The organism is Bradyrhizobium septentrionale (assembly GCF_011516645.4).
Lineage (GTDB): Bacteria > Pseudomonadota > Alphaproteobacteria > Rhizobiales > Xanthobacteraceae > Bradyrhizobium > Bradyrhizobium septentrionale.
The window spans coordinates 8426416-8449642 of the sequence record NZ_CP088285.1 but is presented as its reverse complement, the minus strand read 5'-3'; the positions used below and the strand labels follow the sequence as shown (position 1 = coordinate 8449642).

Annotated in this window: 26 protein-coding genes; 22 read left to right on the top strand and 4 right to left on the bottom strand. The window is 63.7% G+C overall.

From position 1 onward, the window contains the following. Positions 1-2 precede the first annotated feature (2 nt). From mgtE to HAP48_RS42160, 13 genes are all read left to right on the top strand, one after another. On the top strand, positions 3-1424 hold the full coding sequence (gene mgtE, locus HAP48_RS42220) for a magnesium transporter (RefSeq protein WP_166205641.1): 1422 nt from the start codon (positions 3-5) through the stop codon (positions 1422-1424). Positions 1425-1582: 158 nt separating this feature from the next. After that, a complete protein-coding gene (locus HAP48_RS42215; protein WP_175612267.1) occupies positions 1583-1903 on the top strand; it encodes a helix-turn-helix domain-containing protein in 321 nt (106 codons plus the stop codon). Between the two features lie 53 nt (positions 1904-1956). Next, positions 1957-2754 (top strand): AraC family transcriptional regulator, encoded by a 798-nt coding sequence (locus tag HAP48_RS42210; RefSeq protein WP_166205640.1) that lies wholly within the window; start codon positions 1957-1959, stop codon positions 2752-2754. A gap of 216 nt (positions 2755-2970) precedes the next feature. After that, positions 2971-3975 carry an alpha/beta fold hydrolase gene (locus tag HAP48_RS42205; protein ID WP_166205639.1) on the top strand — a complete coding sequence of 335 codons (1005 nt, stop codon included), beginning with the start codon at positions 2971-2973 and terminating at the stop codon, positions 3973-3975. A gap of 92 nt (positions 3976-4067) precedes the next feature. Further along, positions 4068-4781 carry an SDR family NAD(P)-dependent oxidoreductase gene (locus tag HAP48_RS42200; protein ID WP_166205638.1) on the top strand — a complete coding sequence of 238 codons (714 nt, stop codon included), beginning with the start codon at positions 4068-4070 and terminating at the stop codon, positions 4779-4781. 61 nt (positions 4782-4842) lie between these two features. Then, on the top strand, positions 4843-5484 hold the full coding sequence (locus HAP48_RS42195) for an HD domain-containing protein (RefSeq protein ID WP_166205637.1): 642 nt from the start codon (positions 4843-4845) through the stop codon (positions 5482-5484). Between the two features lie 197 nt (positions 5485-5681). Next, positions 5682-6299 (top strand): glutathione transferase GstA, encoded by a 618-nt coding sequence (gene gstA, locus HAP48_RS42190; protein WP_166205636.1) that lies wholly within the window; start codon positions 5682-5684, stop codon positions 6297-6299. 70 nt (positions 6300-6369) lie between these two features. Next, positions 6370-6675: a YrhB domain-containing protein gene (locus HAP48_RS42185; protein WP_166205635.1), complete on the top strand. Its 306-nt coding sequence runs from the start codon at positions 6370-6372 to the stop codon at positions 6673-6675. A 16-nt stretch (positions 6676-6691) separates the two neighbouring features. Next, positions 6692-6937, top strand: coding sequence for a hypothetical protein (locus HAP48_RS42180; RefSeq protein WP_166202853.1), 246 nt, complete (start codon positions 6692-6694; stop codon positions 6935-6937). A gap of 232 nt (positions 6938-7169) precedes the next feature. Next, positions 7170-8864: a phospholipase C gene (locus HAP48_RS42175; RefSeq protein ID WP_166205634.1), complete on the top strand. Its 1695-nt coding sequence runs from the start codon at positions 7170-7172 to the stop codon at positions 8862-8864. Between the two features lie 117 nt (positions 8865-8981). Beyond that, entirely contained in the window at positions 8982-10313 is a 1332-nt protein-coding gene (locus HAP48_RS42170; protein WP_166205633.1) for a cytochrome-c peroxidase, read from the top strand. Between the two features lie 69 nt (positions 10314-10382). Then, positions 10383-11168, top strand: coding sequence for an aldo/keto reductase (locus HAP48_RS42165; protein WP_166205632.1), 786 nt, complete (start codon positions 10383-10385; stop codon positions 11166-11168). A gap of 176 nt (positions 11169-11344) precedes the next feature. Then, a complete protein-coding gene (locus tag HAP48_RS42160) occupies positions 11345-12238 on the top strand; it encodes a hypothetical protein (protein ID WP_166205631.1) in 894 nt (297 codons plus the stop codon). A gap of 198 nt (positions 12239-12436) precedes the next feature. On the opposite strand, the gene HAP48_RS42155 is transcribed toward HAP48_RS42160, so the two are convergent. Then, positions 12437-13114 (bottom strand): DUF599 domain-containing protein, encoded by a 678-nt coding sequence (locus HAP48_RS42155; protein ID WP_166205630.1) that lies wholly within the window; start codon positions 13112-13114, stop codon positions 12437-12439. A gap of 115 nt (positions 13115-13229) precedes the next feature. Between HAP48_RS42155 and HAP48_RS42150 the strand changes: the two genes are divergently transcribed. The 5 genes from HAP48_RS42150 (at position 13230) to HAP48_RS42130 (ending at position 16457) form a co-directional block, all read left to right on the top strand. Next, entirely contained in the window at positions 13230-13886 is a 657-nt protein-coding gene (locus tag HAP48_RS42150; protein WP_166205629.1) for a glutathione S-transferase family protein, read from the top strand. A 108-nt stretch (positions 13887-13994) separates the two neighbouring features. Further along, a complete protein-coding gene (locus HAP48_RS42145) occupies positions 13995-14363 on the top strand; it encodes a YidB family protein (protein ID WP_166205628.1) in 369 nt (122 codons plus the stop codon). A 218-nt stretch (positions 14364-14581) separates the two neighbouring features. Continuing rightward, on the top strand, positions 14582-14785 hold the full coding sequence (locus HAP48_RS42140) for a hypothetical protein (RefSeq protein WP_018272021.1): 204 nt from the start codon (positions 14582-14584) through the stop codon (positions 14783-14785). Between the two features lie 152 nt (positions 14786-14937). Beyond that, positions 14938-15885, top strand: a complete 948-nt coding sequence (locus HAP48_RS42135) for a hypothetical protein (RefSeq protein ID WP_166205627.1) — start codon at positions 14938-14940, stop codon at positions 15883-15885. Between the two features lie 131 nt (positions 15886-16016). Beyond that, positions 16017-16457: a DUF1489 family protein gene (locus tag HAP48_RS42130; protein ID WP_024581318.1), complete on the top strand. Its 441-nt coding sequence runs from the start codon at positions 16017-16019 to the stop codon at positions 16455-16457. On the opposite strand, the gene HAP48_RS42125 is transcribed toward HAP48_RS42130, so the two are convergent. Continuing rightward, on the bottom strand, positions 16454-17209 hold the full coding sequence (locus tag HAP48_RS42125; RefSeq protein ID WP_175612266.1) for a COG3904 family protein: 756 nt from the start codon (positions 17207-17209) through the stop codon (positions 16454-16456). The two genes, HAP48_RS42130 and HAP48_RS42125, sit on opposite strands and share 4 nt — an antisense overlap. Before the next feature lie 68 nt (positions 17210-17277). After that, positions 17278-18129 carry a pantoate--beta-alanine ligase gene (gene panC / locus HAP48_RS42120; RefSeq protein ID WP_166205626.1) on the bottom strand — a complete coding sequence of 284 codons (852 nt, stop codon included), beginning with the start codon at positions 18127-18129 and terminating at the stop codon, positions 17278-17280. Between the two features lie 281 nt (positions 18130-18410). Between panC and HAP48_RS42115 the strand changes: the two genes are divergently transcribed. The 4 genes from HAP48_RS42115 to HAP48_RS42100 all read left to right on the top strand — a co-directional run bounded on the left by HAP48_RS42115 (position 18411) and on the right by HAP48_RS42100 (position 22711). Further along, positions 18411-19334, top strand: a complete 924-nt coding sequence (locus tag HAP48_RS42115; protein ID WP_166205625.1) for a division plane positioning ATPase MipZ — start codon at positions 18411-18413, stop codon at positions 19332-19334. A 23-nt stretch (positions 19335-19357) separates the two neighbouring features. Further along, on the top strand, positions 19358-20467 hold the full coding sequence (locus HAP48_RS42110) for an AraC family transcriptional regulator (protein WP_224496818.1): 1110 nt from the start codon (positions 19358-19360) through the stop codon (positions 20465-20467). 430 nt (positions 20468-20897) lie between these two features. Then, positions 20898-21839, top strand: coding sequence for an alpha/beta hydrolase family protein (locus HAP48_RS42105; RefSeq protein WP_166205623.1), 942 nt, complete (start codon positions 20898-20900; stop codon positions 21837-21839). 131 nt (positions 21840-21970) lie between these two features. Then, positions 21971-22711 (top strand): vWA domain-containing protein, encoded by a 741-nt coding sequence (locus tag HAP48_RS42100; protein WP_166205622.1) that lies wholly within the window; start codon positions 21971-21973, stop codon positions 22709-22711. A gap of 13 nt (positions 22712-22724) precedes the next feature. Here the strand turns inward: HAP48_RS42100 and HAP48_RS42095 are convergent, their stop codons facing one another. Further along, a complete protein-coding gene (locus HAP48_RS42095) occupies positions 22725-23132 on the bottom strand; it encodes a DUF302 domain-containing protein (protein ID WP_166205621.1) in 408 nt (135 codons plus the stop codon). Between the last annotated feature and the right edge of the window lie 95 nt (positions 23133-23227).

The window sequence follows — 23227 nt, the reverse complement described above, 5'->3', positions numbered from 1 at the left end:
GCATGGCCGAGAATTTCGACGTTGCCGAACCCGCCGAGACCGACCCGCTGGCCCGGATGCCGATGCGGGACGAGGAGGGCGAGCTGCGCCCCGAATTCGTCGCGGAGGTCACCCGGGCCATTCACGCCGCGGACCGGCCGCTGCTGTGCGAGGTGGTCGCGGAACTGCACGAGGCCGACCTCGGCGACCTGATCGCGGCGCTGGAGCCGGACGACCGCGTCACCCTGGTCGAGATCACCGGCACGGATTTCGACTTCTCGGCGCTCAACGAGGTCGACGAGACCGTCCGCGAGGAGATCCTCGAGGAGCTCGAGCCGGAGACGGTGGCGGAGGGCGTCCGCGAGCTCGAATCCGACGATGCCGTCGAGCTCCTGGAAAGCCTCGACGAGGAGGACCAGGAAGAGATCCTGGAGAAGCTGCCCGCGGCCGAGCGCGAGGACATCGAGCGCAGCCTGCTGTACCCGGAGAATTCCGCCGGCCGGCGGATGCAGACCGAGTTCATCGCCGTGCCGCCGGACTGGAATGTCGGGCAGGCGATCGACTACATGCGCGACACGCCCGATCTGCCGGAGCGCTTCTACGAGATCTATGTCGTCGACGTCGACAAGCATTTGCTCGGCGCCGTGCCGCTCGACGTGCTGCTGCGGACGCGTCGCCCGGTCCCGGTCAAGGACCTGATCGACGAGGACCGTCGCCGCGTCTCCGCGCTGGAGGACCAGGAAGAGGTCGCGCGGATGTTCGGCAAGTACAATCTGGTCGCAGCCCCCGTGGTCGACACCGTCGACCGGCTCGTCGGCGTCATCACCATCGACGACGTCGTCGACGTGATCGAGGAGGAGGCCGACGAGGACCTCAAGGCGCTGGGCGGCGTCACCCATCCTGAAGAGCTGTCCGACACGGTCTGGACCATCGCCCGCGGCCGCTTCAACTGGCTGCTGGTCAATCTCGCCACCGCGTTCCTGGCCTCGTCGGTGCTCGGCCTGTTCGAGGGCCAGCTCGAGAAGATGGTGGCGCTCGCGGTGCTGGCGCCGATCGTGGCGAGCCAGGGCGGCAATGCCGCGACCCAGACCATGACGGTCGCGGTGCGCGCGCTCGCCACCCGCGAGCTCGGTTCGGCCAACGTGATGCGCGTCGTCTTGCGCGAGACCATGGTCGGTCTCGTCAACGGCATCGCCTTTGCCGTGATTACCGGCATCGCGGCCGTGGCCTGGTTCAAGATCCCCGGCCTCGGGCTTGTGATCGGGCTTGCGATCATCTGCAACCTGGTCGCCGGCGCGCTCGGCGGCATCCTGATTCCGATCGTGCTGGATCGGGTGCGGGCCGACCCCGCGGTCGCCTCCGGCACCTTCGTCACCACCGTCACCGACGTGGTCGGCTTCTTCTCGTTTCTTGGCATCGCCACGCTGTGGTTCGGGCTGAAATAGGAGCATGATCCGGAAAAGTGCGAAGCGGTTTTCCCTGCGACAAACGCGCAGCGTTTGCGCGGAGATCATGCTTAGGGGGAGCGCCAGCCGGCCGGTTTATCGTTAATCGCGCCTTAACGGGGTTGGCGGATGATGCTCCTATCTCCAAGGGGGCCATCATGCAGCGTTTGCGGCTCAAGGCGGACGGACGGATCGTCGAACTGCGGGACGGGCAGGAAATCCCGCTCGTGCCCGCACACCCGGCGGTGGCGGCGATGCAGCCCTCTGCCACGCAACCGGTCGTGCGTGATCTGCGCCGCCGCGCGCAACTGACCCAGCTCGAATTCGCCGCCAAGCTCGGCGTGCCGGTGGAAACCATCCGCAACTGGGAGCAGGGCAAGCGCGCCCCGCGCGGCCCCGCCCGCGCGCTGCTCGCCGTGATCGCCCATTCGCCCGAGACAGTGTTCGCCGCGCTGTCGAGCCAGCCGACGGCGGCGTGAGTCGGCGCAAACCGCAGTCGCCCCATCCTCGGTGTCATCACCCGCGCAAGCGGGTGATCCAGTATTACGTCTTCCTGGGCTTTTGTGCCGAAGACATCTACATGGTCAGGCTCTTTCTGAAGGCACATCCAGCAAACACGCTGGTCCAGGGGCGGCGGCGCATTAACTTGCCTCCGCGGGGCTCCATGGAAAGTGCGATCAGGCACGTTTGCGAGCCCTTCTCCTGGAAGATGAGCCACGCGGTCGATGTCATCAATTTTGAAATTCCAACAGTGGTAATCCACGATTACCTGCAGAGCCGCCGCCCTCGTCAAATCGGTCAATTGAAGGTAGATCAAAATTCAAGCCTGGCCGATCCGACAATCGCTTCATTCGGCCTCGCAACGCTTCAGGTCATCGGCGCGGAGAAGCACTTCACCCAGTTCTTCGTGGATCATATCGTCGACGGCCTCTGCAAACATGTCGCGCTTCAATATTTCGGAGTTGACGATCTCGAGGTACGACGCGGCGGATTGGCTCCTTGGCAAGAACGTCGCGCGAAAGACCTCATGCATTCCGCGATCGGTCGAGCCCTCTCTCTGCAAGAAGTTGCGGATGCATGTGGATTGTCAGTCGTCCATTTTTCGAGAGCGTTCAGGAAATCGACAGGCTACTCGCCACACAAATGGTTCGTGGAGAAACGCATTGAAATGGCGTTATCCCTTCTGTCCGATGACACATTGTCTTTGACAGATATCGCCGCGCGATGCGGTTTCGTCGACCAAAGCCACCTTACAAAGGCGTGCAACCGCCACGTCGGAATGCCGCCGGGTGTCTACAGAAGGCGCGCGGCTTCGGCCCGAGTCGAGTAGCTCGCAAATTTCAGGGTCGAAATTTCCAAATCCGGCCGCCGCGTACAAGACGGTGGCCAGCTAGCGGCCGATATTCTCCCACCAGGTGACGGAAGTGGCCGCTCCGGCAGCCCCCGCCGAAGACTCGTGAGCGGTGTCGAGCACCTCGAACGGCCTCCCTTGCCAATTCGCTCTCGACGCCTCCGAACTGGAACAACCTTGGAAAGGGATCGCGAGATGGACTCCTTCACAGATGGAAATCTTGCTTCCCGCCGTGACTTGTTGCTTGCGACGGCTGGAGGCCTTGCGCTCGCTTTGGCCAATCCCGCCCGCGCTACTGAAAATAAAATGAGTCTTGAGCCGCCGATGACCTCGGTCGTTCCGTATGTCGAGCATCGGATATCGAGCGGCGGCGGCGTGGTTTATGCTCGCGAGTATCCCGGCCAGGATCCGGCTTTTGTCATGATGCACGGATTTCCGGACAATCTTCACATCTACGATTATCTGGTGCCGTATTTGACGCGCGCCGGCCGGCGGGTCGTGGTGTTCGACTTCCTTGGATTCGGTCAGTCGGAGAAGATCGCAGCGGAAGGCTATCAGTACACGTTCAAGCAGCAGGTCGGCGACGTCGCCGCTGTCGTCGATGCACTGAAGATCGACCAGTTCGTTCCGGTCGGTCACGACTCCGGCGGTCCGTGCGCTGCCAATTACGCCCTTGACCATCCTGATCGCGTTGCCTGGCTCTGCCTGCTGAACTGCTATTATTCGGACTCACCAACATGGCGGCTGCCCGAAATCATCGAAGTGTTTGGCGACCCCTGGCTCAGGGAGCTTGCCCGGGCATTTCTGAGCAGTCCTGATCAAATGAGCTGGCTGATCACGTTTCAGGACAAGCATTTTCAGGTCAACATGCCCCCGGAATTGAGGGCGCGCTTTGACGGCATCGTGCGACCGATCGTCGATGGCAACTTTGCCGGCGGGGCCGGCCCGGCCTTTGCGCAAATGACCGCTCAGGTGCGCGAGAGTGTGGCCTACAATACGTCACGCCTCCCCGACGTCCGTCGGTTCACCAAAAAGGTCAACCTGATCTGGGGCGTCATGGATCCCTATTTGACCTCTGTTACGGCGGCTGCGATCGCCGCGACCTATCCGCAGAGCGCAGTAAAGCCGGTCGACGCTGGCCACTGGCTGATGATCGACAGGCCGGCCGAGGTGGCGCAACTCCTGCTCACGTCGGGCTAGGATCTGAAGCCATACTCCCTGAACTGAGTGCGCTCAGGCTGGCGGCTGGGATCACCCGGCACGGGCAGGCGGCTCTGGAAAGGTGGTTTGTCATGGACGTCGCAAACGCAACCGTCTTCATCACTGGTGCCAACCGCGGTCTTGGCCTGGCCTTTGCGCGAGAGGCACGCCGCCGTGGGGCGAAGAAGATATACGCCGGCATGCGCAACACGGGCGGGTTCGAGGAATCCGGTGTTGTCCCGGTCAGGGTCGATGTCACGGACAAGGCGTCGATATCAGCAGCCGCCGAACTGGCCGCGGATACTTCCCTGTTGGTCAACAACGCCGGTATCGCCGCCTTGATTGACGGGCCTCTGGCATCGGACGTCGAAGCACAATCAATCCGGATGTTCGAGACCAACTACTATGGTGTCGTGCGCGTCACGCAGGCCTTCGAGCGGATATTGCTGACCAAGCCACACGCCGCCATCATCAACGTGCTCTCCGACATCGTGTGGCTCCCGCGGCCCTATCTAACCCCTTATGCCGCGTCGAAGGCGGCGGCATGGAGCTTCACTAACCAGCTTCGCTTCCACCTGCGGGAGCAGGACGTGCAGGTTCTCGGCTTGCATGTCGGCTTCGTGGATACCGACCTGACCAGCGGCATTGACGTGGCAAAGGCCAGTCCGGAGGACGTGGTGCGTCAGACCTATGACGCTCTTGCGGCCGGCAAGAGTGAGGTCATGGCCGACAGGGGGACAGCAATGCTGAAGGGTACGCTGGCGGCCGAGGTGCCCGGCTACATCACCCCGCCACCCGGGCTTTAAGCACAAAAGGGGCTTTGAACTCGACCGATGAATCGTGGGCCTTGAATTCTGAGGAGAATGCATGAGTGAGGCTGTCAGCATCGGAGGGCTTGTTGCTCCGAATTCGGATCTCGCCCGCAAGGCCGCGGCGCTCGCGGAGCAGGCCCATTCCAAGGTGCTGCTCAACCACGTCCACCGGACCTGGTGGTTTGCCGAGTTTATCGGCAGGAAGAGGGAGATGAAATACGATCGCGAGCTCGTATACATCGCCTCGTTGCTCCATGATCTGGGCCTTTCACCATCGCATGCCGCTGACAGGCGGTTCGAAGTCGATGGCGCCGATGCCGCCAGCCGATTCCTGCTTGCGAACGATTACCCGACCTCGAAGGCTGAAATCGTTTGGGATGCAATCGCGCTCCACTCGGTCGCCGACATCGCCGACCGCAGGCAGGCCGAAGTCGCGCTTGTCCATTTCGGCGCTCACGTCGATGTCATGGGACTTCGAATAGAGGAAATCACGCCGTCCCTGATCGACGATACCTTGGCTCTCTACCCGCGGATCGGAATGAAGGCCGCGTTCACGGAAGCATTGGCCGAAGTCGCCAGAAAGAAGCCGCATACCGCAATTGGTACCGGCTTGGCCGACATTGGCCGGCGGCTCGTGCATGGTCTCGAGATTCCGAACGTCTGTGACATCATTCACGCTGCCCCGTTCGACAGTTGACGTGCGCTGGGATCCCCGAGCGGTGAGCGCTTCGGTCACGGGGATGAAGGAGTAGGCCGCGTACTTATAGCGGTTGGTCGACTGATGTCCGCTCAACACCCGACAGCGGCAAGAGCGGACCTCCAAGCACTGACTTGATACCCGTGGCGTGCTACGGTCAATGACCGCGCCTGTGATCCACCTGGTAGAAGCTCGCCATGAAGCTATTCTGCGCGCCCGGTACATTGTCTCTACTACCGCACATCGTTTTTCTTGAGGCCGGGTTGGCGTTCACTGCCATCAAGATCGACGAGCACACCAAAGCCATCGAAGGTGGCGGCGATTATCGAACGGTGAATCCGCTGGGCTACGTGCCGGCTCTGCTGCTCGACGACGGAACCTTGCTCACCGAAGGGGCCGCGATCGTTCAATACATCGCCGATCAGGTCCCTTCCAAACGACTGGCTCCGCCCAACGGCACGATCGAGCGCTCCAAGCTGCAGGCGTGGCTCAACTTCTTTTCGAGCGAGATGCACAAGGGCGCCTTTGGACCCATTTTCCACAAGGGGCTATCGGAGCAATCCAAAGAGGTGTTTCGGGACCGCCTTAGAGCGCGCTACACTCACCTCGATCGGCACCTTGCGGATCATGAGTATCTGATGGGGAGGGACTTCACGATCGCGGACGCGAACTCCTTCGCCGTCACGAACTGGGCGCCTCGCGTCGGCTTTGATCTTTCACAGTACCCGAAGGTCCTCGCGCACCACGCGCGCATCGGTCGCCGTCCGGCCGTTCAAGCTGCGTTGAAAGCCGAGGGTCCCATTCCCGATGTTTAGCGCGATGTTTCTGATTTGCGCCTCGTGATTGGAGCAGCGTCTGCACATCACCGCTCCGCGTGAATGCCCCATGAGCAAAGACATGCTCCGAAAATCAGAAGCGCTCGAACTCGTTTGGAAACAGTTGGAGCTGAGATCGTCTGACGATGTTCAGTACGTCGTCGTGGAGAGCTCAACTATCGAGAGGCCCTTCGGATGGATTTTCTTTTACCAGTCTAAGAAGTTTCTTGAGACAGGCATCTTTATGCATCGTTTGGCCGGCAACGGCCCCGTGTTCGTCAACAAGGTGACTGGCGAAGTCGACTTCTTTGGAAGTATCCCCCCGCTCGAAGTCATATTGGCGGAGTATGAAAAGAAACTGAGAGAACGCGGATAACGGGCGTTGCCCCTCCATGACTGTCGACGAGTCGCGTCCACGGAGCCGGAAGAATATGCAATCACCATACGCTGGCATGACATTGAACGAACGGATCGTCGTTTCCGGGCGGCTGGCAGAATGGGACAAGGCAGTCCATGCGGCCGATCGATCGAAGATGATCGAGATTTTGACGCAGCTTGACCTGGAGAGTCAGGCGGAGTCGCTGGTCAATCAAATTCTGGCAAATCCAGAATTCTACGGATATGACGATATCAAGTAGTTCAAATGAATTGATCTGACGATCGTGTCTAGCGGCGTCATCGACACTGCGATCGCTTCAATGACATCGATTCCATATCCATTCGCGCGCGCTGCAACCGCCGCGTGAATCGAACGCGCGACGATTTATGTCGCGATGATGCGGCAATCGCAAAACCGACACAGAGCTGTTACGCGCGCTGGCTAATGTGTCGCACGTCGACGTCATAAATCCTTAAAAAATGGGGCAAGAAGTGAAGGCGAAATTCCTTTCAACGGTCGGATTCTGTGTGGTCGCCGCGGCGATCGCGAGCAGCGCGCCGGCGGCGCAGGATGATCACGACCGCGATCATCGTCATCCGCACGACATTCACACCGCAACGCCGATCAAGCATCTCGTGGTCATCTTCAACGAGAACCGCTCGTTCGATCATTATTTCGCGACATATCCGAATGCGGCGAACCCGACCGGCTCGATTCCGTTCGTTGCCAAGCCGCATACGCCGAAGGTGAACAACCTCGCCAGCGCCAATCTGCTGACCAACAACCCGAACCTCAATCCGGCCAACGGCACCGGCGCGACCAATCCGTTCCGTCTCGACCGCACCCAGGCCAACACCAGGTCGCAGAACCACTCCTACACGCCCGAGCAGCAGGCGGTCGACAACGGCAAGGAAGACCTGTTTCCGGAATTCACCGGGCGCGGCACCGCCGGCGGCGTCGGCGCCTTCGGCACCAACGGGCAGGTGATGGGCTATTTCGACGGCAACACCGTCACCGCGTTCTGGAACTACGCGCAGAACTTCGCGATGAGCGACAATGGCTGGACCGACACCTTTGGTCCGTCGACCCCCGGCGCGCTCGAGGTGGTCTCCGGCCAGACCAACGGTGCGCAGAACATCGTCGGCAAGTCATCGTCGATCGCCGATGGCCAGGGCGGTCTGACGCTGATCGGCGACACCGATCCGGCCTACGACTCCTGCTCGAGCACGACCAGCCAGGTCTTGATGACCAGCAAGAACATCGGCGACCTGCTCAACGCCGAGCAGATCAGCTGGGGCAGCTTCATGGGCGGCTTCGACCTGACGCTCAAGAACACCAACGGCACCACCAATTGCGGCCGCAGCACCTTCTCGAGCAACGTCAACGGCACCATCGTGGACTACATCCCGCACCACGCCTGGTTCCAGTACTACAAGTCGACCGCCAACCCGACCCATGCGCGGCCGAGCTCGGTGAACGCTGTGGGCCACACCTACGTTCCCGGCAGCAAGACGATCGATCCGGCCAATCACGCCTACGATCTCGACGACTTCTACGCCTCGGTGAAAGCCGGCAACTTCCCGGCCGTCTCCTACATCAAGATGCCGGCCTATCAGGACGGTCATCCCGGCAACTCCGATCCGCTCGACGAGCAGGCCGGCAATGTCGAGCTGATCAACTTCCTGCAGAAGCAGAAGGAGTGGGGCGAGACCGCTGTCGTCATCACCTATGACGACTCCGACGGCTGGTACGACCACCAGTACCTTGCGCCGGTCAGCGCCTCGTATGATCCGACCGCCGATCAGGTCAACGGTCCCGGCCAGTGCGGCCGCGGTATCGGCAAGCAGACGCAGCCGAACGGCCTCGACGGCAAGCCGGTGAACGGCCGCTGCGGTCCGGGCACCCGCGTTCCGTTCCTGGTGATCTCGCCCTTCGCCAAGAGGAACTTCGTCAGCCACACCCGCATCTCGCAGGCCTCCGTGGTTCGCTTCATCGAAGACAACTGGCTGCACGGCCAGCGTCTTGGCGGCGGCGCGTTCGACGACAGCGTCGAGTCGATCGCTGACATGTTCGACTTCGATCGCGGCCACGGCCAGGACCACGAGTACCGGCAGGACACGCTGTTCCTCGATCCGACGGCCGGCACGGTGATCGTCAGCCCGCCCGACGACCACCATCATCACTAAAGCTCTTCGGTTCTGATCCAGTCAGAACCGAAGCTCTGCTTATGGTCTTGATGCGTTTTACTCGCGCGAACTGGTCCCCAGTTCGCGCGAAAGCGCTCTAACGACACTGGACCTGATATGAACGGCCGCACTCTATGGCTTCTCGGCGCTGGCCTGCTCTCCATGGCCGGCGCCGTTGCGGCAGTCGAGACCCAAGGACTCCCGGGGACAAATCCGAACCCGGTGCAGCTCAGGCGTCCGCCCGTCGCGCCGCTTTCTTCGATGGCGCAGCTCGGCCGCGAGATATTCTACGACGCGTCGCTGTCTTCGTCGGGCGCGCTGTCCTGCGCCTCCTGCCACAGCCCCGACCACGCCTACGGCCCGCCCAACGACGGCCCGGTGATGCTCGGCGGCCGCACGCTGCAGCGGCAGGGCGCGCGCGCCGTTCCGTCGCTGACCTGTCTCGAACGCCACCCGAATTTCAGCATCGGCCCCGAGAAGGACGAGGACGACAACGTCGTCGACCTCGCGCAGATGGCGGCAATCGGCCAGCAGGCCGCGCGCGCCAAGAAGACCGCGACCGCGGCCGCCGCGTCGGCAGCGAACATCGTGCCGCAGGGCGGCCTGTTCTGGGACGGCCGTGCCGACACGCTGCAGGATCAGGCGATCATGCCGCTGCTCGACCCCAATGAGATGGATGGCGGCAGCCTCGACATCGTGGCCGACAAGCTGCGCCGGGAATCCTACGCGAAGCGCTTCGTCGAGCTGTTCGGCGCCGGCATCTTCGACAACAGGCGGCTCCTGGTCGCGGAGGCGATGTTCGCGGTGGCGCGCTATCAGGTGGAGGAGGTGAGCTTCCATCCCTACACCAGCAAGTTCGACTACTGGCTGGAGGGCAAAGCGCGGCTGAGTGAGACCGAGCTACGCGGCCTGCAATTGTTCAACGATCCGGAAAAGGCCAATTGCGCCGGCTGCCATACCTCGGCGCCGACCCGTGACGGCCTGCCGCCGCTGTTCACCGACCATCAGTATGAGGCGCTCGGCGCGCCGCGCAATGCCGCGCTCGCCGGCAACGCCGATGCCAGTTATTTCGATCTCGGGGTCTGCGGTCCGCAGCGCACCGACGTCGCCGAGCAGACGCAGTATTGCGGGATGTTTCTGACGCCGACCTTGCGCAACACCGCACGGCGCCGCGCGTTCTTCCACAACGGCGTGTTTAGCAGCCTCGAGCAGGTGATGGATTTCTATAATTTCCGCGATACCAATCCGGAGAAGGTGTTTCCGCGCAGCGCCGATGGCACGGTGCACAAATACGACGACCTGCCGGAGAAATATCACGGCAATGTGGACGTCAGCGATCCGCCGTTCGAGCGCCATCTGGGCGACACGCCTGCGATGACGGCGCAGGATGAAGCCGACATCATCGCCTTCCTGAAGACGTTGACCGACGGCTACCAGGTGGAGCGGTAGGCCGCCGCGACCGCCTGCGGACCCGATAGGTGAGTTGGCAGGTCCTCGTCATGCGCGCATAATGGCCGCATGAATGTTGTCGAAGGCAACGGCGCCAGGATCCCCGCGATCGGGCTCGGCACGTGGGAATTGCGCGGGCGGGTGTGCGCGCGCATCGTCGAGCAGGCGCTGCGGCTCGGTTATCGCCACATCGACACCGCCCAGATCTATGACAATGAGCGCGAGGTGGGCGAGGGACTGCGCGCGTCCGGCGTCAAGCGCGACGATGTGTTCGTGACCACCAAGGTCTGGACCACGCATTTCATGGCAAAGGATCTCGAGCGCTCCGCCAAGGAGAGCCTGGCGCGACTGCGCCTGACCGAGGTCGACCTGCTGCTGCTGCACTGGCCCAATCCGCACGTGCCGCTGGCCGAGACGCTCGGTGCGCTGGCGCGGGTCAAGCAGGCGGGCCTGGCGCGGCATATCGGCGTGTCGAACTTCAGCGTGGCGCTGATCGAGGAGGCGGTGGCGGCGTGCCCCGAGCCGCTCGCCTGCGACCAGTCCGAGTACCATCCCTATCTCGACCAGACCGACGTGATCTCAGCCTGCGCGCGCCATGGCATGGGCTTCGTCGCCTACAGCCCGATCGCGAAGGGGCGGGTCAAGGGCGACCGGGCGCTGGGGCGGATCGGCGACCGCTATCGCAAGACCGCCGCCCAGGTCTGCCTGCGCTGGCTGCTGCAACAGAACGTGTCCGCGATCCCGCGCACCTCGAAGCTCGAGCGGCTCCAGGAAAACATCGACATCTTCGATTTCGAATTGTCGGATGAAGACATGCGCGAGATTTCGGCGACGGGGCGCCCCGACGCCAGATGATTGGCCCACGGCTGCTTGCCTGAGCACGATCTTCCGGAAAATGGCTGGGCAATGATCCGGATCATGCTATTGCCCGCCGTCCGATTGCGGTTTTTTGGACCGAATTGGGATTGAGGCAGGCGGTTCCCGGCCGCTATTGTAGCTGCCGGGGAGACATCACGACGTGATCGAGTGGGATGAAGTTTCGGCCAAACGCGGATCTGATGGCGTCGGTGTTCGTGCACCTGATGCTGCTCGCGCTGATTTTCCTTTATTCGGAGGTCCATCAGTTCGATCCCGTCGCCGCTGACACGGTGCCGGTCGAGATCGTGACGCCGCAGGAGGTTGCCAAGTCCGAGGTCAAGACCGAGCCCGAACCGGTGCCGAGCCCGTCGCCGACGCCCGAATTGCAATTGCCGTCGCTCGACAAGCCGATCGACACCGCCAAGCCGGAGCCATCAGCGCAGGCGCCTGCGCCACAGCCGCAACAGAATGCGCCGCAGCCCGCGCAGAAGCAGCCGAGCCCGCCGGCGTCCAAGCCCAGCCCGTCGCCGCAGCAAACGGCGGCGGCCGTCCCGCCTACGCCGCCGACGCCTCCACCGATGCCGCAGCAACCGGCTCCGCCGGCACCGCCCAGCTATGTGCAGCCCGAGCCGGATCTCTCGGTCAAATACAACGTCATGCTGGGCCTGCCGCCCGACATCTCCGTGCAGCCGCCCGCCGACGCGCCGGCCGGCCCCGGGCCCGGCAAGGACAATTTCGACGCGGCGGCGACCGAGAAGGCCGACGTCGGCTCCAGCGTAGCGGCCGAATTCCGCCGCCATCTGAGGAACTGCATGAAGCTGCCGCCGACGCTGGGCAGTGGCGACGATGTCAGGGTCAAGCTCAGGGTGTTCATGAAGCCCGACGGCAAGCTCGCCTCATCGCCCTTGCTGGTCGAGGCCAGCGCATCGGCCAAGGGGCCGCTGTTGCTGAAGAGCGCGACCGATGCGCTGGAGGCCTGCCAGCCCTATGCGATGCTGCCGAAGGATCGCTACGGCGAATGGAAGGTGCTCGACCTCGACTTCACGCCGCGCGACTTCGCGTCGTAGACCGATCAGTGGCCCGAGGCTCCAGTGTACCTCGCCCCGCGTGCGGGGAGAGGTCGGATCGCATCGCAGATGCGATCCGGGTGAGGGGGAGTCTCCGCGAGCGCGTCTATCTCCGTCGATGTGGAAGCAGCCCATCACCCCAACCCTCTCCCCGTAAAGAACGGTGAGAGGGAGCGCAGCACCGCCTCGATCAAACCGTCAGCTTCCCATCGCCTGCCAGGCATTCGAGGCGAACTGCCGGCGCCAGATCACGATCACGACCGCGGCGGTGGTGACGAACAGCACCCAGGGACTGACGAACCAGCCGAGATAGGCGAGCGCGAAGAAGAACGCGCGTTGGCCGCGGTTGAAGTGCCGGCCCGCTGTCTCGAACAGTCGCGTGGTGCGGACCACATGGGCCTCGGCCTCCGGCGTGTCGCGCTGGCCGGCCGGCGGCATCGCGCCGAACAGGATCGCGACATAGTTGAACAGGCGATAGGCCCAGGCGAATTTGAAGAAAGTGTAGATGAAGATCAGGATCAACCCGATGCACTTGATCTCCCACAGCGCGGGCGAGGGCGAGAGGTTCACCGGCAATGCGCCGAGCACGGCGAGCGCGTCGTTGGTGGCGCGCAGCAGCGCCAGCCCGCCGCCGATCGCGATCAGGCTGGTGGAGGCAAAGAACGCGGTGCCGTTCTGCAAGCTGGCCATGATCTGCATGTCGACCATCCGCGCTTCGCGGTGGAGCAGGTTGCGCACCCAGATCTCGCGATAGATATGCATCCGCGCCGACAGGCTGTCGCGCCCATAGGCGCTGTGCTCCAGTGTGATGGCATAGACCAGCCATTCCAGCGCGAAGAAGCTGACGGCCAGGATGTCGGCCCAATAGCCGGTCATGGTGCCTTCCTTCGTGAACGCGCGGCTGCCGCGCCGCCCGCATTCCGCGTCATGTACAGGTTGAACGCGTGCAATGCACTATGGCAACATGCGGTGACAACAGGATTCTCCGGACATGCTCAAGCTCGTCATCGGCAACAAGAACTATTCGTCATGGTCGATGCGGCCCTGGCTGGCGCTTCGCGCCAACGCCATCCCGTTCGAGGAAGTCTTCATTCCGCTCTACACCGACAACAAGGTCGACAAGGACCGCATCCTGAGCTTCAGCAAGGCCGGCAAGGTGCCGACGCTGATCGACGGCGACGTCACGGTGTGGGATTCGCTGGCGATCATCGAATATCTCGCCGAAAGATTTCCCGACGCGAAGCTTTGGCCGTCGGATCGCGCCGCGCGCGCGCATGCCCGCGCGGTCTCGGCCGAGATGCATTCGGGCTTTGTGCCGCTGCGCAGCGAGTGCGGCATGAACCTGCACCGGCCGATCCGTCCTGTCGCGCTGTCGGACGATGCGCGCGCCAATGTGGCGCGGATCCAGGAGATCTGGGCCGAGTGCCATGCGCGTTACGGCAAAGAGGGCCCGTTCCTGTTCGGGGCCTTCTCCGGGGCGGATGCGATGTATGCCCCCGTGGTGCATCGCTTCCGCACCTATGCGATCCCGGTGAAGCCGGAGGCGCAGCATTACGTCGACGCCATGATGTCGTTGCCGGCGTTCCAGGAATGGACGAGGGACGGCCTCGCCGAGACGCTGCTGATCGATCGATTCGAGGACGCCTGATCGCTTCCGAAATGTGACAGCGGCCGCAAAGATCGCGGCTTGACGCCGCGGGGCCGAAGGCGTCGAATCCGAAGGACCGGTTTTGCAAGTCGTGAAAGGACTTAGACCATGGGCATTCTGGATTCCCTGGAGAACTCGCCGGAGCTGAAGGGCATGCTTGGCCAACTCGGCGCGGCGGTGATCCCCGTCGTGCTCGGCGAGGTGATGGGCAATGGCGGGCAGGGTGGATTGTCGGCGATCGTCGCCAAGCTCCAGCAGGCCGGCCTTGGCGAGCAGGTCAAATCCTGGATCGGCACCGGCCAGAACCTGCCGATCACCGCCGAACAGCTTCAGGAGGTGCTCGGCAGCGACACCGTCAGGCAGCTTGCCGCCAAGTTCAACATTCCGGTCGACGAACTGTCCAAGGTGCTGGCCCAGCAACTGCCGACGGCGGTCGACAGCGCGAGCCCCAACGGCAAGCTGCCGCATACCGCCTGAGGGACGGTGGAACCCGGTTTCGGCCGGGTCTGCGGGCAATTTCCGGCTGGCACATAAATTGCTGCCTATCGCCCTGAAAAACCTGCAAAAATGGCACCTTTGCCATGCCCCAATGTTGCTGGATTTTGAGCCCTGCCCTGTGCTAGGTTGCCGCAGGGTTCTCAAAATGCCGGCCAGAGCTATCGGGACTGTCAGCTCAGCCAGCAATCTCTAAGAAAATGGAGAGGGCGTTGAAGCATAAGTACTCGATTGGCGAGACCGTCTATTTTACGGCCAGCAATGTGGCGCGCCCCGCTGCGAGCGGCACCTACCAGGTGATCCGCCTGCTGCCGACCGATGGTGACGACTGCCAGTATCGAATCAAGAGCTCGACCGAAGCGTTCGAACGGGTGGCCAAGGAGAGTCAGCTCGCGCTGTCCTGATGGAGTGGTGCGCCAGCCGGTGGCTGGAGCGGGTTCCGCGCCGTCGCCGTCAAAAGGCCCTGTTCGCAGACACATTCTGCTGAAGGTCGAGTGCCGGGTGGCGGCGTTGGCCGTCGCCGATTGTGCTTACGCTGCGTTGAGGGACATCGCGCATGAACTGGGCTTGGACTTCGCTGGATCAGGTGTGGCGCTCGCCGACCTTCCCGATGTGGCTGACCTTGGCCGCCGCCGGGTTTTTTGGGGTGGTCGTTCTGGTCACGCTGCTGCGCGCGGAAAAATCCGTCGCCAACGGCGCGCTGACCGTCATCACGCTGCTGTCGATCGCGGTTGCGGTCGCCGCGACGATCCGCGGCTTCGGGCCGGGCGGAACGGCGTCGCCGGCCGAGACACGCACGGCGCAATTGACCGGCCAGACGGTGCCGGCGCTGGCCTGCGTCGACGACCTCGCTGGAGATGCCGTTCTCAATGCCTGCGAGAAGGTGCTGTTCGGTTCATCGGATACCGCGGCGGCGGCAGTCAGCTATGCGGCGGCCCAGGTCTCGCGCCTGACCGCGCTCGGCGACCTCGCCACGGCGGAGCGCAACTCGACCACCGAGCTGCAGGCACTGCGCCGCGCCATCGAGCATGATCGTTACGGCCTGGTCGCCTATGCGCTGATGGCGCGCGACCACTGCACACCGACCGCGTGCCCCGCGTTCCGCTCGCTTGGCGACAATCATCAGATCATCGCCAACATGAACGAGCGCACCTACGAGAACCTGATCACGCGCTACGCCTCGTCCTGGAACGCGCCCGCCGGCCAGCCGTCGGCCGCCGGTCTGGTCGCGGCGCTGCCGCAGTCGATACCCACGGGCAGGCCAACCAACGCCGAGTTCCCGAGCGCGGCGTCGACGCCGCCGGTCAGCATCATGACGCCTGAACCGTCGGCGAAGCCTGGTGCCGCGGCTCCGCCGCCGGCCGCCCGAGCTGCCGCCGCGCCGCCTGCCGCTCCGAAGCGGCCACCGGCGGCGAAGCGCCCCGTCCAGATCGCGCCGGCTCCCGCCGCGCCCGCGGCACCCGCCGCTGCGAGTGCGCCGGCGGCGGCCGAGGGCCAGGAATAAGCGTGATGATGAGCGCGATGACGGCGGCCTGAGCCGTCGCCACTGCACTGCTTCGCGCAGGAAGTCCCGATATCCACCGGCGCGGATAGCGCTCCCTTTTCAAAGTGCGCGCCGGCCGCTACATCCGGCGCATGCCGCTTCATCTCATCAAGCTTGCCGTCGGTTGCGACTCCGTCAAGGAACTCAAGGGCTGGGTCGCCGAACGGATGGCGACCGCGAAGAAAAAGGGCCTGCCGCTCCGTCACGTCCACATCACGCGGATGACGCCGAAGCGCGAGGAGGAGCTCCTTGCCGGCGGCTCGCTCTATTGGGTGATCCGCGGTGAGATCGCCGCGCGCGAGAAGATCATTGCCATCGAGCCATTCCGCGACAAGGACGGCATCGGACGCTGCCGGCTGGTCATGCAGCCCAAGGTGATCGCGGTTTCGCCGCGGCCGATGCGGCCGTTCCAGGGCTGGCGTTATCTGACCGCGGACTCGGCGCCGGCAGATCTCACCAAATCGAGCGCGGCCAGCGTGGCGTCGATGCCCGAGCCGATGCGCCGCGAGCTGCGCGACCTCGGATTGCTTTAGAGTGGCGCTGTGGTCAGGTGCAGCCGCGTCCATTCGGACGGTGGCACATCGATGTTCTGTGCGGCCGCCGCACTTTGCTCCATCATATCGATCAGATCTTCCCCGACGCCCATCTCGCGCAGATACATGCGGTACTGCTTGGTATAGAGCGCGGTAAGGCCCTCACGGCGTTCTTCGGAGACGTTCGGCGCGATGCGGTGATGGATCGACATGCCGCTCACGACCACATGGCTGTCGGGCGGCAGCGTGCGATGCACACCGCCCGCGAGCATCAGCGCGCAGGCGAGGTCGCAGACGATCCTGGAGACATTTTCCCTGGCGTCCAGCGGGCCGCCCGGCCGTTTGAGCGCGAAGCAGTCGGCTTCGGACTTGCCGCTGCAAGCCTCGACCTCCGTGATTGCAACTATGGCATCGATGCCGCGGTCGCGCAGGATCCGGCCGAGACTGACCGCGACGTTGAGGTTGGACGCACCCCGGCTATTGATCACGATCGGCAGCTTGCGGCCTGCTTGCCGGTCCAGGATCGCGATCAGCCGCTTGAAGGTATCGAACTGAATGACGCCCTCGGCCGCGATCCACTCCGAACAACCCGGGCCGCAGGCATCGGGGCCGCCATGGGCGACATAGAAGATCATCGCATCCGGTGCCGATCCGATGCCGCCAATCGGTGGCCGGGTCTGCGCCTGCGCCAGGCCCGCGGCCAGCAGCGCGATGCCGAGTAGTAGAATGCCGTGCCTGAAGTAACCGCTCATTCCAACCGCCCCTGAAAAGCGCGATAATCCCTGCGTCGCGGCATCGGAGCAAGCTCAACCCGGCATGGCTACACAGCGATGTTGTCGATCAGGCGTGTGCTGCCGAGCCGTGCCGCCACCAGCATCCGCATCGGGCCGTCCTTCAGCGAGCCGATCGGCGCCAGCGAGGCGGCGTGACGAACCTCGAGATAATCGAGCGCGAAGCCGGCTTTGGTGATCAGCGCGGCGCCGGCGGCCATCGCGGTTGCGGTGTCCTCGCCGGCACGCAGCCGGCCTGCCGTTTCTTTCATCACCCGATGCAGCTCGGGGGCGGTGCGCCGTTCCTCCGCCGAGAGGTAGACGTTGCGTGAGGACATCGCGAGGCCATCGCGTTCGCGCACCGTCCTCGACCCGATCACCTTGACGCCGAGGTCGAGGTCGGCCGCCATCTGGGTGACGACCCGGAGCTGCTGAAAATCCTTCTCGCCGAAGATCGCAACGTCGGGCCGGACCTGGGTGAACAGCTTGCCGACCACGGTGGCCACGCCGCCGAAGAAATGCGGCCGGAAGCGATCCTCGAGCCCGGCGGTGGCCGGCCCCTCCGGCACGATCCTGGTGGCGAAGCCGTCCGGATACATCGCCTTCACCTCCGGATGCCAGATCAGGTCGACGCCTTCAGCGGCGAGCTTGGCGACGTCTTCCTTCCAGGTGCGCGGATAGGAGCCGAAATCTTCCGTCGGCGCGAACTGGGTCGGGTTGACGAAGATCGAGACGACGACCCGCTTGGCGCGGCGCTTGGCAAGCCGCACCAGCGACACATGGCCGTCATGGAGGGCTCCCATGGTCGGGACCAACGCGACGGCCGCCTTCTTGGCGCGGAAGGCGTCGACGGCACGACGAAGGGCAGGGACGGTACGAACGACGGTGGGATTTCTCGGCATCTGGTCTCAACTCGTGGGGCGATCCGGGTGGGATGTTTGCGGTTCGGCGGGTGGCGCAGCTTACCAAGACCGCACCGCTATCGGCAAACCGGCGTGTCGCGACCAGCCTTACCCGATCCCGGGCGCGCGTGGATCACGCAAGTCATGCCGCCGATCGACGCAGCCATCTTGCCTGATCGATTCATCATTAAGGACGGCTGCAATTGAATTCCTCTCGCCGTGATGCATTTCACTTGACCGCAGCCGTGCGCGATTTGAAGATCATCGCCGGGGTTTGAATCATGTTGGTGCAGGCTAGTCAGGGTCAGTCCGGCTCCGCGCATGTCATCGTGCTGGGCAACGAGAAGGGTGGTTCGGGCAAGTCGACCACCGCCCTGCATATCGCCGTCGCGCTCCTGAAGGCCGGACAGCGCGTCGCCACCATCGATCTCGATTGCCGCCAGCAAAGTTTCACCCACTACATCAATAATCGGCAGGCCTGGGCGCGGCGCTCCGGCCTCGATCTCGAACTCCCGGCGCACCACTGCATCAAGTACGGCGAGACGATGCAGATCGAGGACAACGAGAACGCCGAATTCCAGCAGTTCATGGCAGCGGTGAGCGCGGTGGAACGCGGCTATGATTTCATCGTCATCGATACGCCGGGCTCGGACAGCTACCTGATGCGGCTCGCGCATTCGATGGCCGACACGCTGGTGACGCCGATCAACGACAGCTTCCTCGATTTCGACGTGCTGGGCACCGTCGATGCCGCGACCTACGCGGTGACTGGCGAGAGCCACTATGCCGAGATGGTGCGCGACACCAGACGCAAGCGGCGCCAGCTCGACGGCGCCTCGACCGACTGGATCGTGGTGCGCAACCGCCTGTCGATGCTCGGCTCACGCAACAAGCAGCTGGTCGCCGACGGCCTCAAGCAGCTGTCGCTGCGGCTCGGGTTCCGTTCGGTCGACGGTTTTGCCGAGCGGGTGGTCTATCGCGAATTCTTCCCGCGCGGGCTGACGGCGCTCGACGACATCGACGAGGCGACGCTCGGCACCCGCCCGAATCTCGGGCACGTCACCGCGCGCGAGGAGGTGATGGGCCTGTTACGCCAGCTCAAGCTGCCGCTCGACGAGCGCGGCCGCCGCCGGGCCGCCAACCGGGCGGAATGGTTCAGCCAGGTCGACAAGCCGCTGGAAGTCCACGACATCATCGGCAGCTAGCGATCGTGAGCAGCAGCGCGTTGATGGCGATCGATCTGGGTTGTCGGGGCGCCGCGGTCGGATTGGCGTTGTTGATCGCAGGCGTGCTGCTTCGCGACCGCAGCGACACGGCGGCGCGCCTGAGCGCCGCGTTGCTGGTCGCCGTTGCGGCATCAGCGATTACCTCGGCGCCGGGGTTTCCGCGGCCATGGCCATACTGGAGCCTGATCCTGGCCGCTCTTTCCAGCAGCGGGGCGGTCCTGCTCTGGCTCTGGGCGCGCGCGACCTTCGATGACGATTTCGTCCTGGGGCCCTGGCATGGCGCCTTGCTGGTCGCCATTGTCGGCGCGCAACTGTTTGACCTCTGGCCCGCAAGAACCGTGCTCAGAGGCGACCTCGATCGACCGCTGTCGTTCGTCTATCTCGGCCTCGCTCTCCTGGCTGCGGCGCAGATACTCCCGACATGGCGCCTGGACCTGGTGGCGGGACGACGGCGGTTGCGCGCCGTCGTCCTGGTCGGCGCGGTGACCTATAGCGTCGCGGGGTTTTTTCACGGCCTTTGGCCCGCGTTCGGCTCCTCCGTTTGGAGCATCGCCAACGCGGTCGGGCTGTGGGTGCTGCTGAGCCTCAGTGGATGGAGTCTGTTTCAGGCGGCAAGAATGCAGCAGGCATCCGCTTTTCTGCCCACCACGGACAGGGTTCCGGGCGAGACCAGTGCTGTGGCACCTGGAGAGGACAAGCCGCCCACGGTCGACCCCGAATTGTTGCGCCGGCTGCTGCGGCTGATGACCGTGGAGCGCGCCTACCGGCGTGAAGGACTGACCATCGGCGCGCTGGCTGCAGAGCTCGGTATTCAGGAATACCGGCTGAGGCAGTTGATCAATGAAGGACTGGGGTATCGCAACTTCAATGCCTTCCTCAATCACTACCGGATCGAGGATGCCAGCGCGGCCCTGGCGGATCCCGGACAAAAGCAAGTGCCGGTGCTGACCATCGCCATCGACGCCGGATTCCAGTCGATCGGCCCGTTCAATCGGGCCTTCAAGGCAGCCACCGATCTGACACCGACTGAATTCCGGCGCGTCGCGTTCGCGAAGCACGCGTCCGGGGCGGGCAACCCGGATGACGTCCCAGGCATCGGCCAGCCGGGCTGAGGAATCGTCCAACCGGGTTCGGAACCCGGCGCAGGCGCGGCCGGCTGGGTTTCGAATAGGCCCGTTTCCAGGCCAATGACGATCCCGGCCTGAAACTGGTCATTTACACCGAAATCGGTTGAAATCCGTGGTTTTCCGGTGATTTTTGCCACAGAGTGGCCAAAAAGCCGGAACAAAGCAGCCGAAATCCGGTTTTACTGGGGACGCCATCGCTCCCTTGTCCGTCTCGCCGGTGGGTAAGGTGCTGTGGTGCCATCGCGCCAACGCGATAGAAGCAATGCACAAACTATAGGTGCAGCGCACAACGTTATGGCGTCAAAGCCACAATATTTGGACTTCCTGTCACGGCGCTGTGACATATATTCTGAAAAGGAGGCCGAAGAGCCTCCGGCGAAAATCAGCCCTGTAAGGCGGGCGCTTTGAGGACGTCATGAAGCGTGGAATTTCCGTTCTGCTTTCGCTCTGTGTGGTGGTCACGGCCGCTTACTTCACCGCGAGCAAGTGGGCGATCCGTCACGAAACCATCATGTTCAAGGATCCGACGCGCGATGAGCGGCCGGTCGCAGTCGACGTCGCCGTGCGCTTCGACAAGGAGATGCAGGCCGACGCTGGCATGATCAAGTTGCCGGTTGCGATCCTCAATCATGGCAATACCGTCAAATTCACCGAATATTCCTTCCTCGCGAACGTGTTCGCAGCGCGCGGCTATCTGACCATCAGCATTCAGAACGACCTGCCGTCGGACGGACCGATGGTGACCAAGGTCGGCGAGATCTATGTCGGCCGTTTGCCGCAGTATCAGCGCGGCATCACCAACATCAAATTCGCGATCGAGGAGATGAAGAAGCGTCTCCCGAACGCCGATTACAGCAAGCTGACGATGGTCGGCCATTCCAATGGCGGCGACATCGCGATGTATTTCGCCAAGCAGTATCCCGACGAAATCAAGAAGGTCGTGACGCTGGACAACCTGCGGGTGCCGTTCATGACCGACGGCAGGTTCAAGATTCTCTCATTCCGGTCTCACGATTCGCAGTTCAAGCCTGATCCCGGCGTCGTTCCCGATGCCGAGGAGTGCGAGAAGGCTGGCATCACCGTTGTGAACACCAACTTCCAGCACAACGACATGCGCGACACCGGGCCCGAGAAGGCCAAGGACTCGATCCAGGCGATGCTCGATAAATTCCTTGCCGACACCGACAGCGATGTCGCGGCGGTCGACACAAGGAATGCGCCGCCGAAGATTCTGGAGCCTGGTCCCGTCTCGCTCTACGTGCCGGTCGAGAAGCGTCAGACCTTCACCGACAAGGTCAAGAAGTCGCTCTCGCTGACCAAGACCGAGACGAAGAAGGATCCGTCGATCACCAATTGACGGGCCGCCCGCGACCCGAACCGGGCAGACTGGCCCGTGACGTCGACCAATCCGTTACGTCGATCGATCCGCCACGTTGACCAATCCCATGGCGCGGCCCACATAGTGTTTGCTGCACGAGGCAAGCGCTGATGGCCGGCAAGACAATCAAACCGACATCTGGAAGCGATGTACGCCCGGCCGACACTCCGGACGTGCCGTCGTCGACCGCGAACGACATCGCCGCGTTCGTGGCGAAGGCGCGGGCGATGTCGCCGCATCGCGCCGGCGCGCGCGGCCGGCTGGTGTTCGCGCTCGACGCCACGATGAGCCGGCAGCCGACCTGGGACATGGCATGCACGCTGCAGGCCGACATGTTCCGCGAGGCCGGCTCGCTCGGCAGCCTCGATATTCGCCTGGTGTACTACCGCGGCTTCAATGAATGCCGTGCCACCGGCTGGATCTCCGACAGCGCGCAGCTCGCGCGGCTGATGAGCAAGATCGATTGCCAGGGCGGCAATACCCAGATCGGCAAGGTCTTGTCGGAGACGCGCCGCGAAGCCGTCGCATCGGGCGTGCGCGCGCTGGTGTTCGTGGGCGACGCGATGGAGGAGAGCGTCGACGAGCTCTGCACCAAGGCCGGCGAGCTGGGCCTGCTCAAGGTGCCGGTCTTCATGTTCCAGGAAGGTCACGACGCGGCCGCCGAGCACGCGTTCCGCGAGATCGCGCGGCTGACCGGCGGCGCATGGTGCAGGTTCGATCCCGGCGCGGCCGCGCAGCTCCGCGAGCTGCTGCGCGCCGCCGCGGCCTATGCCGCGGGTGGCCGCGAGGCGCTATTGCAGTTGGCCAAGACCGCAAGCGGTGCGGCGAAGCTGATCGGCCAGATGAAGTAGGGAACGCGCCGCGTCACGCCCCGCCTGACGTCACGGCCTTTGCAATTGCGCCGAGCAACGCCGACATGGCGGCGGTCACCGCCTGGGTCGTGTCCGCAACGCCGTGCCGTTCGGCGAGCCAGGCCGGATCGTTGTAGGAGAGCCAGGTGTCGCCGCTGGTGTCCTGCCAGACCAGCGCCTTGAGCGGCAGATCGATCCCGATCGTTTGCGTGGCTTGCATCAGCGGGGTGCCGCCCTTTGCATTGCCGAACAGGAAGAGCTCGGTGGTGCGGAGCACAAGACCGGCGCCGGCGGCGCCCGCGGCGTGATCGATTTGCGCAAACAGGGTCAGCCCGCGCGTCTCGAGTTCGGACTTGAGCCGGTCGGCCGTTTGCTTCGGCCCGACATTGCTGCGAAGGCTGATCAGTCCGTCAATCGCCATCAACTGTCCTCCGGTGCGGTCGGCGCAAGCTACTCAATGGCGGGGGCCGGCGCCACGCGTTGCGCTTCACGCTCCGGTGAGACGAAGCTTCGCAT

Excerpts from the sequence above, each read along its gene's own strand:
- mgtE (WP_166205641.1), top strand. The coding sequence starts at position 3 with ATGGCCGAGAATTTCGACGTTGCCGAACCCGCCGAGACCGACCCGCTG.
- HAP48_RS42215 (WP_175612267.1), top strand. The coding sequence starts at position 1,583 with ATGCAGCGTTTGCGGCTCAAGGCGGACGGACGGATCGTCGAACTGCGG.
- HAP48_RS42205 (WP_166205639.1), top strand. The coding sequence starts at position 2,971 with ATGGACTCCTTCACAGATGGAAATCTTGCTTCCCGCCGTGACTTGTTG.
- HAP48_RS42200 (WP_166205638.1), top strand. The coding sequence starts at position 4,068 with ATGGACGTCGCAAACGCAACCGTCTTCATCACTGGTGCCAACCGCGGT.
- HAP48_RS42195 (WP_166205637.1), top strand. The coding sequence starts at position 4,843 with ATGAGTGAGGCTGTCAGCATCGGAGGGCTTGTTGCTCCGAATTCGGAT.
- gstA (WP_166205636.1), top strand. The coding sequence starts at position 5,682 with ATGAAGCTATTCTGCGCGCCCGGTACATTGTCTCTACTACCGCACATC.
- HAP48_RS42185 (WP_166205635.1), top strand. The coding sequence starts at position 6,370 with ATGAGCAAAGACATGCTCCGAAAATCAGAAGCGCTCGAACTCGTTTGG.
- HAP48_RS42180 (WP_166202853.1), top strand. The coding sequence starts at position 6,692 with ATGACTGTCGACGAGTCGCGTCCACGGAGCCGGAAGAATATGCAATCA.
- HAP48_RS42170 (WP_166205633.1), top strand. The coding sequence starts at position 8,982 with ATGAACGGCCGCACTCTATGGCTTCTCGGCGCTGGCCTGCTCTCCATG.
- HAP48_RS42165 (WP_166205632.1), top strand. The coding sequence starts at position 10,383 with ATGAATGTTGTCGAAGGCAACGGCGCCAGGATCCCCGCGATCGGGCTC.
- HAP48_RS42160 (WP_166205631.1), top strand. The coding sequence starts at position 11,345 with ATGAAGTTTCGGCCAAACGCGGATCTGATGGCGTCGGTGTTCGTGCAC.
- HAP48_RS42155 (WP_166205630.1), bottom strand. The coding sequence starts at position 13,114 with ATGACCGGCTATTGGGCCGACATCCTGGCCGTCAGCTTCTTCGCGCTG.
- HAP48_RS42150 (WP_166205629.1), top strand. The coding sequence starts at position 13,230 with ATGCTCAAGCTCGTCATCGGCAACAAGAACTATTCGTCATGGTCGATG.
- HAP48_RS42145 (WP_166205628.1), top strand. The coding sequence starts at position 13,995 with ATGGGCATTCTGGATTCCCTGGAGAACTCGCCGGAGCTGAAGGGCATG.
- HAP48_RS42140 (WP_018272021.1), top strand. The coding sequence starts at position 14,582 with ATGGAGAGGGCGTTGAAGCATAAGTACTCGATTGGCGAGACCGTCTAT.
- HAP48_RS42135 (WP_166205627.1), top strand. The coding sequence starts at position 14,938 with ATGAACTGGGCTTGGACTTCGCTGGATCAGGTGTGGCGCTCGCCGACC.
- HAP48_RS42130 (WP_024581318.1), top strand. The coding sequence starts at position 16,017 with ATGCCGCTTCATCTCATCAAGCTTGCCGTCGGTTGCGACTCCGTCAAG.
- HAP48_RS42125 (WP_175612266.1), bottom strand. The coding sequence starts at position 17,209 with ATGAGCGGTTACTTCAGGCACGGCATTCTACTACTCGGCATCGCGCTG.
- panC (WP_166205626.1), bottom strand. The coding sequence starts at position 18,129 with ATGCCGAGAAATCCCACCGTCGTTCGTACCGTCCCTGCCCTTCGTCGT.
- HAP48_RS42115 (WP_166205625.1), top strand. The coding sequence starts at position 18,411 with ATGTTGGTGCAGGCTAGTCAGGGTCAGTCCGGCTCCGCGCATGTCATC.
- HAP48_RS42110 (WP_224496818.1), top strand. The coding sequence starts at position 19,358 with ATGGCGATCGATCTGGGTTGTCGGGGCGCCGCGGTCGGATTGGCGTTG.
- HAP48_RS42105 (WP_166205623.1), top strand. The coding sequence starts at position 20,898 with ATGAAGCGTGGAATTTCCGTTCTGCTTTCGCTCTGTGTGGTGGTCACG.
- HAP48_RS42100 (WP_166205622.1), top strand. The coding sequence starts at position 21,971 with ATGGCCGGCAAGACAATCAAACCGACATCTGGAAGCGATGTACGCCCG.
- HAP48_RS42095 (WP_166205621.1), bottom strand. The coding sequence starts at position 23,132 with ATGGCGATTGACGGACTGATCAGCCTTCGCAGCAATGTCGGGCCGAAG.